Source organism: Mucilaginibacter sp. OK283 (assembly GCF_900110415.1).
In the GTDB taxonomy this organism is placed as follows: Bacteria; Bacteroidota; Bacteroidia; order Sphingobacteriales; family Sphingobacteriaceae; genus Mucilaginibacter.
The window spans coordinates 805,863-821,234 of sequence record NZ_FODR01000001.1; the positions used below are offsets into that span (position 1 = coordinate 805,863).

General features: G+C 44.8%; 13 protein-coding genes. 9 read left to right on the forward strand and 4 right to left on the reverse strand.

What is annotated here, in order from left to right:
- Positions 1-21 precede the first annotated feature (21 nt).
- The 3 genes from BMX56_RS03440 to pepT form a co-directional block, all read right to left on the reverse strand.
- Positions 22-2,040 (reverse strand): M13 family metallopeptidase, encoded by a 2,019-nt coding sequence (locus BMX56_RS03440; RefSeq protein WP_090640803.1) that lies wholly within the window; start codon positions 2,038-2,040, stop codon positions 22-24.
- 518 nt (positions 2,041-2,558) lie between these two features.
- Positions 2,559-3,053 (reverse strand): GNAT family N-acetyltransferase, encoded by a 495-nt coding sequence (locus BMX56_RS03445; protein WP_090640806.1) that lies wholly within the window; start codon positions 3,051-3,053, stop codon positions 2,559-2,561.
- 48 nt (positions 3,054-3,101) lie between these two features.
- A complete protein-coding gene (pepT, locus tag BMX56_RS03450; protein WP_090640809.1) occupies positions 3,102-4,352 on the reverse strand; it encodes a peptidase T in 1,251 nt (416 codons plus the stop codon).
- Between the two features lie 74 nt (positions 4,353-4,426).
- Between pepT and BMX56_RS03455 the strand changes: the two genes are divergently transcribed.
- The 4 genes from BMX56_RS03455 (at position 4,427) to BMX56_RS03470 (ending at position 8,041) form a co-directional block, all read left to right on the forward strand.
- Complete coding sequence (locus BMX56_RS03455; RefSeq protein WP_090640812.1) at positions 4,427-5,188, forward strand: hypothetical protein; 762 nt, start codon at positions 4,427-4,429, stop codon at positions 5,186-5,188.
- Positions 5,185-5,541: an MmcQ/YjbR family DNA-binding protein gene (locus BMX56_RS03460; protein WP_090640814.1), complete on the forward strand. Its 357-nt coding sequence runs from the start codon at positions 5,185-5,187 to the stop codon at positions 5,539-5,541. The genes BMX56_RS03455 and BMX56_RS03460 overlap by 4 nt, the downstream gene beginning before the upstream one ends.
- Positions 5,542-5,665: 124 nt before the next feature.
- Positions 5,666-7,411, forward strand: coding sequence for a M14 family zinc carboxypeptidase (locus BMX56_RS03465; protein WP_090640817.1), 1,746 nt, complete (start codon positions 5,666-5,668; stop codon positions 7,409-7,411).
- Positions 7,412-8,041, forward strand: a complete 630-nt coding sequence (locus tag BMX56_RS03470; RefSeq protein ID WP_090640819.1) for a rhomboid family intramembrane serine protease — start codon at positions 7,412-7,414, stop codon at positions 8,039-8,041.
- Here the strand turns inward: BMX56_RS03470 and BMX56_RS03475 are convergent.
- The gene (locus tag BMX56_RS03475) at positions 8,010-9,026 is read right to left on the reverse strand and encodes a hypothetical protein (protein WP_255369760.1); all 1,017 of its coding nucleotides are present in this window, start codon (positions 9,024-9,026) and stop codon (positions 8,010-8,012) included. The genes BMX56_RS03470 and BMX56_RS03475 overlap by 32 nt on opposite strands.
- A gap of 27 nt (positions 9,027-9,053) precedes the next feature.
- Between BMX56_RS03475 and BMX56_RS03480 the strand changes: the two genes are divergently transcribed.
- From BMX56_RS03480 to ribH, 5 genes are all read left to right on the forward strand, one after another.
- Positions 9,054-10,073, forward strand: coding sequence for a dipeptide epimerase (locus tag BMX56_RS03480; protein WP_090640822.1), 1,020 nt, complete (start codon positions 9,054-9,056; stop codon positions 10,071-10,073).
- Positions 10,074-10,251: 178 nt separating this feature from the next.
- Positions 10,252-11,736: a 1-hydroxycarotenoid 3,4-desaturase CrtD gene (gene crtD / locus BMX56_RS03485; protein WP_090640824.1), complete on the forward strand. Its 1,485-nt coding sequence runs from the start codon at positions 10,252-10,254 to the stop codon at positions 11,734-11,736.
- Between the two features lie 195 nt (positions 11,737-11,931).
- Positions 11,932-13,335, forward strand: a complete 1,404-nt coding sequence (locus BMX56_RS03490; protein WP_090640828.1) for an aminopeptidase P family protein — start codon at positions 11,932-11,934, stop codon at positions 13,333-13,335.
- A 440-nt stretch (positions 13,336-13,775) separates the two neighbouring features.
- Entirely contained in the window at positions 13,776-14,453 is a 678-nt protein-coding gene (locus BMX56_RS03495; RefSeq protein WP_090640830.1) for a tetratricopeptide repeat protein, read from the forward strand.
- A gap of 272 nt (positions 14,454-14,725) precedes the next feature.
- Positions 14,726-15,220 (forward strand): 6,7-dimethyl-8-ribityllumazine synthase, encoded by a 495-nt coding sequence (ribH, locus tag BMX56_RS03500; protein WP_090640833.1) that lies wholly within the window; start codon positions 14,726-14,728, stop codon positions 15,218-15,220.
- The last annotated feature ends 152 nt before the right edge of the window (positions 15,221-15,372 follow it).

Consider the following 15,372-nt stretch of genomic DNA (forward strand, 5'->3'; position numbering starts at 1 on the left):
ACAAATTGATCGGGGCCCTCCCTACCAAATCTTCACCCGCTCCCCTTCCGCCTTGTAATTTTTATCGCCCGGCTGAACGTTGAATGCTTTGTAAAACGGGGCGAAATTCATTAAGGGGCCGTTTACACGCCACATGGCCGGCGAGTGGGGGTTGGTGTTTACGTAGGTGCGCAGGAACGCGTCCCTGGTTTTTACCCTCCAGATGCGGGCTATGGACAGGAAGAAGCGCTGATCCGGCGTAAAGCCGTCAATTTGGGTGTTGCCTTTGCCTTGTTCGGTCATTTTAAAGGCGTCGTAGGCAATGGCTATGCCGCCATTGTCGGCGGTGTTTTCGCCCAGGGTGAGCGCGCCTTTTATATGTACGGAATCTAAAACGGTAAACGAGCCATATAAACTGGCCAGCTGTTTTGTTTTCGCCCTAAACTTTTCGTAATCTTCTTTTGTCCACCAGTTTTTTACATTGCCGTCTTTATCAAACTGCGCGCCCTGATCGTCAAAGGCGTGGGTCATTTCGTGGCCAATTACCATGCCGATGCCGCCGTAATTGATAGCGTCGTCTGCCGAAAAGTCGAAATAAGGGAATTGCAGGATGCCCGCCGGGAAAACAACCTCGTTAAACGACGGGTTGTAATAAGCGGTAACCGTAGATGGCGTTGTGCCCCATTCTGTTTTATCAACCGGCTTGTTCAGTTTGGCCAATTGAGTTTGATAGTCGTTTTGTTTCAACCACAGAATGTTTTCAAAGTATTTGCTGCGGTTAATCTGTACCTTATCGTAATTGCGCCATTTATCGGGGTAGCCTAATTTTTTGGTGATGGCGTATAATTTTTCTTTGGCTTTTTGTTTGGTGCTGTCGCTCATCCAGTCCAGGTGGTTGATCCTGTTTTCGAACGATTTTTGCAGGTTGTTTACCAATACCAGCACGCGTTTTTTGGCATCCTCGTTAAAATATCGTTTTACATACAATTGCCCCAAAGCCTGCCCCAAATAATTGTCGACGTTTTGCGTCATGATTTGCCTGCGGGTTTTTTGTACGGCCTGCCCGTTTAATACTTTGTTAAACTCAAACGAGGCATCTACAAATGGCTTGCTCAGTATTTCGGCGTAGTTTTGGAGGGTGGCGGCTTTTAAATAAATTTTCCAGTCGGTTATGGGTACCGATTTCAGCAATCCGTTCAACTTATCGTAATAAGCGGGCTGGCCCATATCCAGTGAGTCGGTTTTGGCACCCAGTTCGGCCAGCAATATTGGCCAGCCTATGTTAGCCTGTGTTTTGCTGATGGCGGCAACCGCCACCTTATGGTAATTGGCATTAACATCCCTTAATTGGATATTGGTTTTATGCGATGCCGCGTTTTGCCGCTCGATGCCGTAAGCAATAGCTGCATTTTTTGTGGCGGCGGCAGGGCTACTCCCGGTTAACCGGAACAGCGTGCTTATGTATTTTTTGTAGGCCTGCTGAATGCCAAGCGTAGATGAATCTGTTTTAAAATAATAATCCCTTTCTGGCAAGCCAATGCCGGTTTGGGATGCATGGGCAATATTGATGCTGCTGTTTTTGTTATCGGGATAAATACCAAAGTCGATAATAAGGCCGTTGCCTGCTTTTAGCTGCGCGGCTACAAATTTGATGAGTGAGGGTACATTGGCAATGGCGTCAATTTGTGCCAGTACCGGTTTAATGGGCTGGTACCCGCGCTGGTTAATGGTTGCGGTATCCATACCCGAAGCATAAAAATCGCCCACCTTCTGGTCGATACTGCCCATGGGGTTCCGGGCTTTTGAAACGCTATCCAGGATATTTTGCAGCAACAGTTTTTGCGGGATGTTCATGAAACTATATGAACCCACGCCCGATTGATCGGCAGCAATTTTGGCGGTATCGTACCAGCGCCCGTTAACAAAGCGAAAGAAATTATCGCCGGGTTTTGTCAGGGAGTCGATACCGGCAACATCAACAAAACCTTTTTTATGATCGTCCTGGTATTTCCAGGCACCCAAAACAACTATTGCTACACACAGGTAAAATACTTTATTCATAAACAGTCAATTTGTTTAAAGGTAATTACTTTTTGGAATATGTTGGGGTAGGGAAAGGGGGGAATTTCAAATGGGGGTGCCTGCACCTCTCCGCCCCTCAAACGCTATCGCGTGTTGTATTCATCTTTTAACAAAAGAAAAATGTCGAACGAGCAGGCGCAGGGCAAAAGAGGGGGGCGAAGAGAAACTATATCCTGAGCGACAGCGAAAAATCTTTAACGTCTTGTATCACGAAAGGCTAAGACGATGCAGGGGGTATAAGTTCTCCTCACGCCTCATTCGGGACATTTTCTTTCTTTAATCAGATGTGTACACTCAGTAGTCTATTGAGAGAGGTGCAGATGCCAATGAGCGCAAAAGCAGGGGGGCACCGCACGACTATAAAACGTGCACCTGAACGCTTGACTTAACCCCTATCTTCCCTTCCCCAAGTAAGCAATTGCACACTCTCCCGCTCTTTTATTTCTTTCGAACATTATGGTGTCCAGAGCGATAAAAGATAGAAACTCAGTCGTTCCTTACAACTCTTTTCGCATCACATAATCATTCATCCAGTAAGGGCCTATGGCGATGTCTTCTTCATAAGCAATTACAAAGCCCATTTTTTCATAAAATGATTTGGCCTGGTTATACCGGTTTACGTTAAGTTCGAGAACTTTTTTTCCTGCCTCCCTGGTCTTTTCCGCTATTTCGTTTATCAATATTTTTCCGTAGCCTTTGCCTTGTGTTTGCGGCAGGCAGTATAATTTGTGCAGTTTATATATGTCGGGGTTTTCATCGCGCGGCGAGTATGCCGCAAAAGCAACGGGTGTGCCCTCTTCTGCCAGTAGCAAATAGGTTTGTAGGTTTTGGAAAATTTGTTTTTCTATTTTTTCTGCCGAATAAATCTCGGCCAGCATAAATGCAATTTGCTCTCGCTCCAATATAGCCGAGTAGGTTGCCCACCAGGTGGTATCAGCTATTTGCAGTATGGTATCAATATCGTTAACTGTTGCCTTCCTTATAGTATACATTTTTTATATTTCTGTTAATCTCAAAATTGCTTTCTGCTTTAAGCTTTATCAGGCTTTTTCTTCCCATATCATACAAAGATGCAAAATGGTTTCTACCGCCTTTTGCATATCCTGTACCGATACCCATTCTTGCTTGCTGTGAAAGGCGTGTTCGCCGGCAAAAATATTGGGGCAGGGCAGGCCCATGAACGATAGCCTGGAACCATCGGTGCCGCCCCGTATACTGCACAATTTGGCGGTTAAGCCTGTACGGTTTATGGCTTCCATAGCGTTGGCAACAATTTCGGGATGCTGCTCCAGCACATTTTTCATATTACGGTACTGCTGACTGGTGGTTAAGGTATAGGCAGAATTTGGGTATCGCTTTAAAACTTTGTCGGCCGTTTTCCGAATTACCTCCGCATGGCTTTTCAAATTATCCTCGTCAAAATCGCGGATAATAAAATCAATACCGGCCGTTTCAACATGGCCTTCTATGCTCACAGGATGCACAAAGCCCTGCATTGCTTCCGTATGCTCCGGCGATAGTTCGTCCGGCAAAGCCGCTACAATTTCGCCGGCTATTTTTATGGCGCTTTCCATTTTACCCTTCGCAAAGCCAGGGTGTGCGCTTACACCTTGTATGATCAGCCGGGCGCCATCGGCGCTAAAGGTTTCATTTTCCATATTGCCGGCGCTTTCGCCATCAATGGTATAGGCAGCATAAGCACCAAGTTTGGCAATATCAACATGATCTACCCCGTGCCCTACTTCTTCATCAGGCGTAAATAATATCCTGATATCGCCATGCTTTATTTCGGGATGATTGATTAGCTGGTAACAGGCATCCATAATTTCGGCAACACCGGCCTTGTTATCAGCGCCCAACAGGGTTGTGCCGCTGGCTGTTATTACATCATGTCCAAATTGATTTTTAAGATCGGGATGCTCTGCCAGTTTAATAACCTGGGTGTTATCATCAGGAAGTATAATATCCTGGCCCCGGTAATTTTTATGTACAATAGGTTTTACATTGGCGCCGCTGCAATCGGGCGCTGTATCCACGTGTGAGCAAAAGCAAATTACGGACACCTGTTTACTGGTATTTGATGGAATAGTGGCGTATACATAACCAAATTCGTCGAGGTGGGCATCATGTACACCCATGGCCAGCAACTCATCAACCAATAGGCGGCTTAAGTTTTTTTGCTTTTCTGTTGATGGAAACGTAACCGAAGTGGGGTCTGATTGCGTATCAATGGCAACATACCGTAAAAAGCGGTCGGTCACTGTAAAACTTAGCGGGGAATTAAAACTCATAAGCTATATTAGTAAAATTTTAAAGCCGTTTGTAAATCAGCATCTGCTTTTGTAAATATTGATAAAAATTAACGTTGAAAAAATATATTCTGTTTTTTGTTTTGACGCTTGCTGCTGTAACCGCAGAAGCACAGACTTATTACAACTATAACCAGGTTGGCTTTTCTATTAGTGGGAGTTATGGAAAGGCTGAAGCAGATTTAAAAAAGCAAGATTACCATCCGGCGTTTGGTGCTGCATTTGTATATAACTACAGCCCATATCTACCTATTGCTTTTGAACTACAAAAAGGTACATTTTCGGGAGGTAGCCGTAATCCGTCTATTGATAAGTCGGGCCGGATTTTCAATAACAATTATCTTTCATTAAATATCCACGGAGATTTACAGGCTGGCGAAATTATCGACTACGCGGATAGCTGGTTTTTAGACCGGGTGAAAGGTTTTTACATTGGCACCGGATTGGGCTTTGTGTTTAATAAAATGACAGATATTCAACGTACCAATCAGATTTTGGCTAATGCCGCGATAGGTGATACTGAAGGTTTCCAAGGTAAAAACTCAAGCGTCAATCTAATAGTGCCGATAAGATTAGGCTACGAATTTAAGATTTACGGGGGCGATGAATCAATACCCTTGTGGGGAATTGATATAGGGATACAACATTACTATGCTTACGGTGAAGGTATTGATGGATACAATGATCCAACAAGTAAATATAAAAATAACGCAACAGATCAGTATACCTATTTTACAATTGGCGTTAAATATAACTTTGAATTATCATTCCTGCCGAGAACATCGTATAATAAACCAATAAGAAGATTTGGCTATTGAACATAGAAGAATTACGCGATTATTGCCTGCAAAAACCAGGTACAACCGAAGGGTTCCCATTTGGCGAGGAAACCCTTGTGTTTAAAGTTGCCGAAAAAATATACTTGCTCATAGGTCTTACCAATGGCAACCGTTTCAACGTAAAATGCGACCCCGAACTTGCCATTGAACTGCGCGAGCGTTACCCGGAGGTTATTCCCGGTTATCACATGAATAAAAAATTATGGAACACGGTTTATATGGATGGCTCTTTAACCCGCAGGCAGCTTTGCGAAATGATTGACCACTCTTATGAGCAGGTGGTAAAAAGTTTATCAAAAAAGCTGCAGGCAGAGCTCTCGGATTTAACATAGCAGCGAATGTTTTGCAGCTGTCTTTGAATCTCGATTCTTTTCTCCCTCATTTGTAACGGAATTATTCCACATCTTAAACCTTGAATCTTCACGCTTGATTCTATCTTTGGCCAAAAGTAATTTCATGAGATCATTTTTATCGGCTATACTTCTTTTTTTTGTTTGTATCAGTGCTAATGCCCAGTTAACGCCGTTTGAGCTCAGCAAGGATAAAAACTATACGGCTACCTATGCCGAGGTAATTAGTTACTATCAAAAGGTAAATAAACTGTATCCGCAGCAAATGAAAATGATTAATTACGGTACAACCGATGTGGGTAAACCGTTAACATTGATTGTGCTATCAAAAAATGGTGTTTTCGATCCCGCGCTGATAAAAAAACAGGATAAACGCGTATTGCTTATCAACAACGGTATTCACCCCGGCGAGCCGGAAGGGATTGATGCCAGCATGATGTTGGTGCGCGATCTGCTTAAAAAGAACCAGTTGCCAAAGGATGTTGTGATTTGTTTAATTGCGCTTTATAACATCGATGGCAACCTTAACCGCGGCCAAAGTCGTGTAAGCCAAAACGGACCGGTAGCCTATGGCTTCCGTGGCAACTACCGCAACCTTGATTTAAACCGTGATTTTATTAAAGCTGATAGCCGCAACGCGCTTGCTTTTACACAGATATTAACCACCTGGAAACCGGAAGTGTTTTTAGATAACCACACCAGCGATGGGGCCGACTATCAGTATGTGATGACACTGATAGAAACCCAGAAAGATAAGCAAAACCCGATACTGGCCGATTATACCTCGAAAACATTAACACCCTACCTTTATAGCCACATGAAAAAAAGCGGCTATGAGATGATTCCTTATGGCGCAGGTGAAGAAGGCCTGCCAGACTCGGGTATCGTGAGCTTTTTGGAAACGCCCCGGTTTGCAACCGGCTTTACTGCCCAGCATAACATCATTAGCTATATTACTGAAACCCATATGTTAAAAACCTTTGACAAAAGGGTTTATGCAACGTATGATTTTATGCAGCATTTGATTGACATAAACCAGCGTGATGCTAAACTGATTGGCGACCTGAAGAAAAAAGCCGATGCGGCCGTTATCAGCCAAAAAACATTCCCCTTAAAATGGGAGGTGGATATGAAAGCTGTGGATACCATCACCTTTAAAGGGTACGAGGCCGGCTACAAAATAAGCGATGTAAGCGGGCTAAAACGCTTGTATTATGACAGGAGTAAGCCTTATACCAAAGTCATTAAATTTTACAATACCTATAAAGTAACCGCGACAGCTGATAAGCCCCTGGCTTACATAATACCACAGGCATGGGGTAAAGTGATAGACCTTTTTAAGCTGAATGGTGTAAAAATGCAGCAACTGGCACATGATACCACGTTAAACCTGCAGATGTATTACTTTGGCGATATTAAAACACCAACACGCCCGTTTGAAGGCCATTACCTGCATAGCAGTGTGCAATTAAACCCCGTTGATATGGCCGTGAAATTTTATGCAGGCGATTACGTTGTATATACCAACCAGGCCATTAACCGGTATATTGTAGAAACATTGGAACCACAGGGTGTTGATTCATTTTTTGCCTGGAACTTTTTTGATTCGATGTTGGGCGAAAAGGAATACTTTTCGGACTATGTTTTTGAAGATAAAGCCGCCGACCTGCTAAAGAAAGATCCCGCCCTGAAACAAAAGCTGGATGATGCCAAAACAAAAGACCCGCAACTGGCCAACAGCGCGCAGGCGCAGCTGTTTTTTGTATATAAAAATTCGCCTTACTTTGAAAAAACATACATGCGCTACCCGGTAGGCCGCATTTTAAACGATACAAAACTCGACCTTAAATAAATGGATTACCTTATTGCAACACCTGTAGCATCTTTGATATTTGCTATAACGCTGATTGTTTCTGTTATGGCGTTTTACAATCAGAACTTATATGGAAAATTAATGCTACACCCCTATAATGTTTCGCGCGGGCATTATGTTTATACTATTATAACCAGTGGCTTTATCCATAAGGATGTGATGCACCTGGTGTTTAATATGTTATCGTTTTATTTTTTTGCTTTTACGCTTGAGCAAACCATAGGGCATTGGCAATTTGGTATGTTATATATGGTAAGCCTTATTTTAAGCGATATGCCATCGGTAATAAAACACAAGGAAAATTATAGCTATTACAGCCTTGGTGCTTCGGGTGCCATAAGCGCTGTAATATTTGGATTTATATTGTATTACCCCATAGCGCAAATGGGGTTGCTTATTTTACCTTTTATGGTACCTGCATTCGTATTTGGTATTTTATACCTGGTGTATTGCAGCTATGCATCCAAATACAGCCGGGATAATATTAACCACGATGCCCACTTATACGGTGCATTGGCAGGCTTACTCATTACGTTTTTATTAAACCCGCCGGTATTATCAGAATTCATTCACCAGGTTACCGGGAAAGTTCAATCGTTGCTGCACTAACAAAATCGCCATTGGCATTAAACAGGAAGCTCATGGGGGCATTGGGGTTTTTAATGATCTCTAACAGCAGAAAACCCCAGTTTTTCCAAAAGCTTTCCAGTACCTGGCCATAGGTTTTGTTCATCCAATCATCAAACAAGGGTTTGCTGCTGGTACCGCGTAAGGGGGCGGCTTCTATGTAAATGGTATCGCCCACCGGCATCACCTCATATTCTGGCAGGCGGTTAAACAGGTAGGCCGAGTAAAAGAAGCGCGCGTTCACCTCCTCAAACTGGATGGGGTGTAAGGGCTGACCGGCAATTTTATCCAGCATTTCCTGGTGATAGCGGCCATTTGAGCCATTATCCTGCAGACATATTACCAGGCCAAAATCATTTATCCGCAGCGAGAATGTCAGGGTATTGATCTCATCGCGATAGCCAAAAACATTATCGGCATTATCAACCTTAAACAAAGCAATGCTGTAGGGTTTAAAGCCATCCAACTCGATAGGCAGGTTAAGCGTTTGCAGCATCAGGTGCAGGTTGCTAAACCGGTGAATAATGGCCTGCGAAATATTAAACTCTTCGCCCTGCGCATGCTGCTGGCGGATGCCGGCCTGTATCTCGTTAAAAATTATACCGTATAATAATTTGCCGGCCCATTGAAATAGCTTCAACTCATCAAGTTCTTTTACAGCTTCATAGCCCGTTTCAAACGCGGCGGCTATTTCGGCCTCCAGCGGTTCCAGATATTGTTCGTTTACGGTTGCGCTGCAAGGTAGTTTCAGGTCCTTATACGTGGCCATACTTTCGTCGAGCAATTTAAAGGGCTTGTCTTCCAGGTTATAACGGCTCATGAGCCATTGCGGAAAAACCTGTATCTTTTCTTCTTCAGAATTTAAAGTCTCGCCCGTAAGGAAACATTTGCTGTTGCTGAAATTAAAACGCTGAAACGGTGAATAAATTTGTGCCGGCATGGCCGCAAAGATAAGCACGAAATTCATTCTAAACTTTTAGCTTTGGTTTTTAACATGGAACTGACATATCAACCCTTCGAATTACAACTTAAACACGCTTTTACCATAGCCAAATTTTCGCGCACCACCACGCCGGTTATGCTGGTGCAGGTAAAACATGAGGGCTTTACCGGTTACGGGGAAGCATCGATGGTGCCTTACATGGGCGAAAGCCACCAAAGCGCCACCGAGTTTTTAAGTAAAGTTGATATAGGCCGGTTTAGTTATCCATTTGATTTTGGGTCGGTAATCAGTTACTTAGATAGTATTGCGCCCGGTAATCCTGCGGTAAAGGCGGCGATTGACATTGCCCTGCATGACCTGGATGGTAAGGTTAAAGGGCAGTCCTGCTGGCAGCTTTTTGGCAGCAACCCGGCCCTGATGCCCGTAACCAGTTTCACTATCGGCATTGATACGCCCGAGATGATTATCAAAAAAGTAAAGGAAGCCGAAGGTTTTAAAGTGATTAAGGTAAAGCTTGGCCGCGATACCGATAAAGAACTCATAAGCACCATTCGTTCGGTTACAAACGTGCCATTATACGTAGATGCCAACCAGGGCTGGACAGATTTGCAGCAAAGCCTGGATATGACCTATTGGCTGCAGGAGCAGGGTGTACGACTGATAGAGCAACCCATGCTTAAAACCGACCCCGACAGCAATGCCTGGCTCACAGAGCGCAGCCCTATCCCCATTATTGGTGATGAGGCCGTACAGCGTTTTGAGGATGTAGAGAAAGCCAAAGGCGTATACACGGGCATCAATATCAAACTCATGAAATCGGGCGGGATGTATGAAGCTAAACGAATGATAAACAAAGCACGCGAACTGGGCCTGCAAATTATGATTGGTTGCATGACCGAAACCAGTTGCGCCGCATTGGCCGGTTTAGCCCTCGCCCCCCAATGCGATTGGGTTGACCTGGACGGCCCCTTCCTGGTAAGCAACAACCCCTACCAGATGCCCGGTTTTGCCGATGGCAAGTATATCTTAAATAACGACCCCGGATTGGGGATTCACACCAATTTTAATTAACACGAATTTCACGAAGTAAAGCGAATTTTCTCAAATCTGCTTGGTTAGATAAATTCAAATAATTTGCCCGATATATAAGATTCGTGGAATTCGATTCAATTGATAAAATTCGTGTCTCATAAATTCGTGTCTGTTTAAGATTCGTGTAATTCGCCTAAATTCGTGACATTCGTGTGAAATGAAAGCATTAATCATCGGTTCGGGCATAGCGGGCATCGCGACAGCGATAAGGCTTGCGGTGCAAGGGCACCAGGTTGAGGTTTTTGAGGCGAACAGCTATCCTGGCGGTAAACTATCTGAATTTGAACAGGATGGTTTTCGCTTTGATGCCGGGCCAAGCCTGTTTACCATGCCGCAGTACGTGGATGAGCTTTTTACCCTTGCAGGTAAAAACCCTAAAGATTTTTTTTGCTACCAGAAGCTGGATAAAGTTTGCCGGTACTTTTATGAAGACGGCACCCAATTAAACGCTTATGCTGATACTGAGCAATTTGCCGCCGAGGTAAGTAATGTTACCGGCGAACCTGTTGCATCAGTAAAAAAATACCTGGCCAACAGTGCAACTATCTACAATATAACCAATCACGTTTTCCTGGAACAATCGCTGCACAGGCTTAAAACATTTTTGAGACGGGATACTGCAAAGTCGGTTTTGGGGCTACCGGGAATAGATGCCTTCCGGACAATGCACAAGGCTAACGCGGGTTATTTTAAGGATGACCGCCTGGTGCAGTTTTATGACAGGTATGCCACCTACAACGGATCAAATCCGTATGCTGCCCCGGCCACCCTGAACGTGATACCGCATTTAGAGCAGCATTACGGCGCTTATTTTCCTGTTGGTGGTATGTATAGCATCACCAGCAGTTTGGTTAAACTGGCCGAATCATTGGGTGTTATATTTCATTACAACTCAAAAGCAGATGAGATCGTTTTAGATGACCGCAAAGCTACCGGCCTTAAGGTAGGAGGTAACATCATCAACGGCGACGTCATCATATCCAATATGGATGTTTGGTTCACCTATCAAAGGCTGCTTAAGTCGTATCCCGGGTTGTTTCCTAAGAGAATCCTTGGCCAGGAGCGTAGCAGCTCGGCGCTGATATTTTACTGGGGTATCAGCAGGCGGTTTCCAGAACTTGATTTGCATAACATCTTTTTCAGCACCGATTACAAAGCCGAGTTTGACCATATCTGGAAGGATAAAAACATCTTTCATGATCCTACTATCTATCTCAATATCAGCTGTAAATACAAGCCGGATGATGCCCCCGACCGCTGCGAAAACTGGTTTACCATGATCAACGTACCGGCCAATGTGGGGCAGGAATGGGATACACTGATTGCCACCGCCCGCGAAAACATCCTCAAGAAACTCACCCGTATTTTGGGCGACGATATCGAAAGCCTCATCGTTTCCGAAACCATGCTCGACCCGCGGCGCATCCAAACCAAAACTTCATCGTACCAGGGCTCGTTGTATGGCACCAGCAGCAACAGCCGGTTCGCGGCATTTTTGCGGCACGCCAATAAATCGTCCAAAATTGAAAACCTGTATTTTTGCGGGGGGAGTGTCCATCCGGGCGGTGGGATTCCGCTCTGTTTACTCTCGGCAAAAATCGTAAGCGGGTGGATTGCCGATGATTTTTCTCCAACTTCTTAAATCGATTTTTTTGAGCAAAAAAGCACATTTTTATAGCTAAAAACAGCAAAAAATACATACAAACCTGCTATTATTCCGATAAAAAAACTACAAAAATTAACACTTTTTATCACTTTAAAAAGTACCCTCGCTTTTATTAAAAATTTTCCCGCCAAAGTTCCCCCTTCAGGGGGTTAGGGGGCTTATATTTGCGGCATGGATCTTCAACTATTCGATAAGCAGGTTTATGCCGATAGGCGGCAAGTGTTAACCCAAAGCATGGTCAACGATGGCCTTATTGTGCTGCTGGGCAACGAGGAAAGCAGCATGAACTATAAGGATAACCATTTCAGCTACCGCCAGGATAGCAGTTTTCTGTATTACTTCGGGCTGGATGTTGCCGGGCTGGCCGCAGTGATTGATACCGACACCGGCGAGGCCCTGATCTTCGGCAACGAGCTGAGCATCGACGACATTATCTGGACCGGCGTATTGCCAACCGTGAGCGAGATGGCGGCCCTGGTTGGTGTTACCCAAACCCGCCCGTACAACGATATTACCCACTACATCCACAAAGCGCAAACCACCGGGCGCAAGGTGCATATACTGCCGCCTTACCGCCCCGAAAATAAAATTAAACTGGCCGCCTGGCTCAATGTGAGCCTGCAGGATGTGGCCGATCACGTTTCGGTAAAACTCATCAAATCCGTAATTGCCCAGCGGGTGATTAAAACCCCGCTGGAGATTGCCGAAATGGAAAAAGCGGTATCCATTAGTGTAGATATGCAGCTGGCCGTTATTAAAAATACCCGCCCCGGCATTAAGGGCTACGAGTTGGTGGCCAAAGCCAACGAGGTAGCCATTGCGGCCAACTCCCGCCTGGGCTACCCGGCCATTATTACACCCCGCGGCGAAACCCTGCATACCCATTACTACGGGCATACCTTGCAGGATGGCCAGATGCTGCTATCCGACATCGGCGCCGAAAATGCCATGCACTACGGCGGCGACCTTACCCGCACCGTGCCCGTGGGCGAACGGTTTACTACCCGCCAGGCCGAACTATACGAGGTGGTGCTCAACTCCATGGACCACGCCATCAGCATGCTGAAACCGGGTGTGCGATACAAGGACATTCACCTGGCTGCCTGCCAAAAACTGGTAGAAGGCCTGAGTCAGGCAGGCATCATGAAAGGCGACCCTGCTGAAGCCGTTGCCGCCGGCGCGCATACCATGTTTTTTCAATGCGGCCTGGGCCACATGCTGGGCATGGATACCCACGATATGGAAGACCTTGGCGAACCCTACGTAGGCTACACCGACACCCTGAAAAAAGAAACTACCGTTTTCGGCCTCAAATCCCTGCGCCTGGGCCGCGAGCTGGAAGCCGGCTACGTACTCACCATCGAACCCGGCATCTACATCATCCCCGAACTAATCGACCGCTGGCAGGCCGAAAAAAAATATGCCGACTTTATCAACTACGACGTACTGAACACCTACCGCGATTTCGGCGGCATCCGTGTAGAGGATAACTTTTTGATAACCGATACCGGCAGCCATTTGCTGGGTAAGTACTTGCCCAAGAGTTTGAAGGAGATAGAGGGGGTGAAGGGGTAGATGTGCAGATTTCAGATGTGCAGATGGTTTTTTGAGGTAAGGTTGGTGCTATATAATAAACGACGTCGAACGAACGAGGTACGAGGAGAAATCTGCCCTGCAATACGTTAGGCTTTGAGATGTAAGATGTATAAGATTTTTCGCTACGCTCAGGATATAGCTTCTCTTTCGCGCCACACAATCCTACCGCGTGCGCTATCGACATTTTCGTTTAGTTAAAAAATGTGTACACAATAGTTCTATGAACAGGAAAACACCTTTGTTGGGTGAATGGTTAATCGGGCTAAAATATTCTTATATGGTGAGTGGTTGATTGCTGTTCGCGGCAATCAACTACTCACCTAATCCGGCCCAATAAACTTGCCCTTAAATAATTAACACTAAGCTATTGCCAGAAATTTTGAAAACCGTAACTTTGCAAACTTAATTTTGTTATAACAATGTCAAAAACCCAGGCGAATACCAAAGTTGCAACACCGGATACTACTTTCGGCCAGAGTGGCAACTTCGTACGCGAGAATCAAAAAAGCTTACTTTTTATAGGCGGTGCTGTAGTGGCCCTTATTGTAATTTACTTTTTATACCTTAAAGTGTACTTAGGTCCGCTGGAAACCAAGGCCGCCAATCAAATGTATGTTGCGCAGGATTTTTGGGCTAAAAAAGACTGGGACAAAGCCATCAACGGCGATGCCAGCTACCCGGGCTTCAAAAAAATAATAAGCGATTACAGCAATACCAAAGCTGCAAACCTGGCTTATTTTTACCTGGGCACCGCTTACCTTAACAAAGGCGAATACCATAAAGCGATAGAAAACCTGACCAATTACCGCGGCGATGACAGCATGGTTGCTGCCGAAGCTTTTGGAAGTGCAGGTGATGCTTATGTTGAGCTGAAAGATTACAGCAATGCCGCAACCTATTTTAACAAAGCTGTTGATAAGGCAAAAAATAAATTTTTATCGCCGCTTTACCTTAAAAAATTAGGTTTGGTTTACGAAGAAACCAAAGACAATAAATCGGCAAGCGAGGCTTACAACAGGATTAAAACAGAATATCCTGAAAGCGCCGAAGCACAAAATATTGACGAGTACATTGCTCGTGTAGACGCGAAGCTATAATTTCGGATTCGGAATTCAGATGTTCGATTTCGGATTTGCAGATTGGTAATATTACCTTTGGCAAATCAGGAATCGAACATTTGGTTTATAACCACCTGTCATGCTGAGTGGTAAAATTTCCGAAACTCTGAAGGGGGAATGACAATCAAAAATAAACGACTGTCGTCCTGAGGTACGAAGGATCTATTCGCGAACTTTTCTATCGGTCAGGCACAGCTGATAGATCCTTCGTGCCTCAGGATGACAGGTTAAAAAAATAACGAAAATAAACAATGGCATCGCAATTAAAAAACCTTTCAGATTTTTCGCATACCACCATACCATCTGCGGCGCCGTACCGTTTTGGCATTGTGGTGGCCGAATGGAACGCCGAAATTACCAACGCGCTATACCAGGGCGCTTACAATAGCCTGGTTGCCAATGGGGCTTTAGCCGATAATATTATGAGTTATACGGTACCCGGCAGTTTTGAGCTTACATCCGGCGCCGACCTGCTGCTAAAAACCGGAAAGCTTGATGCCGTAATTTGTTTGGGTTGCGTAATACAGGGCGAAACCCGCCACTTTGATTTTATTTGCAATGCGGTTGCAAATGGTGTAAGCAATGTTGCCGTAAAATATGCAAAACCTGTTATATTTGGGGTATTAACTACTGATAATCAGCAGCAGGCTATTGACCGCGCGGGCGGCAAGCATGGCAATAAAGGCGACGAAGCCGCAATTACCGCTATAAAAATGGCAGCGCTGGCCGAAACATTGAAGGGTTGATTTACGTTATACTGTTAAGCACAAAACACAATGAAAAAATTTATTTACATAGCTATTATAACGCTTGCGGCTGGTAGCATATCGTCATGCTCAAACAAATTATGCCCTGCTTATGGTTCATACCCTAAGAGTGGCCGCTAACAGGAAAATGT

Excerpts from the sequence above, each read along its gene's own strand:
- BMX56_RS03440 (WP_090640803.1), bottom strand. The coding sequence starts at position 2,040 with ATGAATAAAGTATTTTACCTGTGTGTAGCAATAGTTGTTTTGGGTGCC.
- BMX56_RS03445 (WP_090640806.1), bottom strand. The coding sequence starts at position 3,053 with ATGTATACTATAAGGAAGGCAACAGTTAACGATATTGATACCATACTG.
- pepT (WP_090640809.1), bottom strand. The coding sequence starts at position 4,352 with ATGAGTTTTAATTCCCCGCTAAGTTTTACAGTGACCGACCGCTTTTTA.
- BMX56_RS03465 (WP_090640817.1), top strand. The coding sequence starts at position 5,666 with ATGAGATCATTTTTATCGGCTATACTTCTTTTTTTTGTTTGTATCAGT.
- BMX56_RS03470 (WP_090640819.1), top strand. The coding sequence starts at position 7,412 with ATGGATTACCTTATTGCAACACCTGTAGCATCTTTGATATTTGCTATA.
- BMX56_RS03475 (WP_255369760.1), bottom strand. The coding sequence starts at position 9,026 with ATGAATTTCGTGCTTATCTTTGCGGCCATGCCGGCACAAATTTATTCA.
- BMX56_RS03480 (WP_090640822.1), top strand. The coding sequence starts at position 9,054 with ATGGAACTGACATATCAACCCTTCGAATTACAACTTAAACACGCTTTT.
- crtD (WP_090640824.1), top strand. The coding sequence starts at position 10,252 with ATGAAAGCATTAATCATCGGTTCGGGCATAGCGGGCATCGCGACAGCG.
- BMX56_RS03490 (WP_090640828.1), top strand. The coding sequence starts at position 11,932 with ATGGATCTTCAACTATTCGATAAGCAGGTTTATGCCGATAGGCGGCAA.
- BMX56_RS03495 (WP_090640830.1), top strand. The coding sequence starts at position 13,776 with ATGTCAAAAACCCAGGCGAATACCAAAGTTGCAACACCGGATACTACT.
- ribH (WP_090640833.1), top strand. The coding sequence starts at position 14,726 with ATGGCATCGCAATTAAAAAACCTTTCAGATTTTTCGCATACCACCATA.